Below are 414 nucleotides of genomic sequence, written 5' to 3'. Positions count from 1 at the left end.
GTTGTTAAAGTAAGAAAAGCTTTTGCTTGCAGAGCTGTTAATACAATTAAGAAGTTATAAACATTTCCGACCTCACTGCCACTTGTTTTCACATTTTCTTTAGTAATTAATTCCGATGCAGTTTTTAAAGCTGAACGCCCGAATAAATTATTTCCTACCATTACATCGTGGAATGTATTAAGGTAAAATTCAAAACCATCCACATCATTTTTTGTCACACTTTTCGCTAGTTCAGTTAACTCAGTTAACTCATCAAGAATATCTGCAGGAGAGCCATCCTTTTTTACTTTTGAACTAGTTTCTGTAGCAAAAGTTAATTCCTCAAATTTTTCGTTCACATATTTAATCCTTTGATACGCAGGTGTAATTTCAGTAAGTGTAGAGTTAATAAGTACATTTACATTAATAATATCC

General features: G+C 31.9%; 1 protein-coding gene. It reads right to left on the bottom strand.

All coding sequences use genetic code 11. The annotated features are described in order from the left end of the window. Nucleotides 1–338: hypothetical protein (locus D7W82_RS39850; RefSeq protein ID WP_233588222.1), on the bottom strand; the 338-nt coding region annotated here is incomplete at its 3' end. Nucleotides 339–414 lie beyond the last annotated feature (76 nt).

The sequence above is a fragment of the Corallococcus sp. CA049B genome, from assembly GCF_003611685.1.
GTDB classification, from domain to species: Bacteria; Myxococcota; Myxococcia; order Myxococcales; family Myxococcaceae; genus Corallococcus; species Corallococcus coralloides.
Note: the sequence above shows the minus strand (reverse complement) of the source record. Positions and strands in the feature narration are given on the sequence as shown.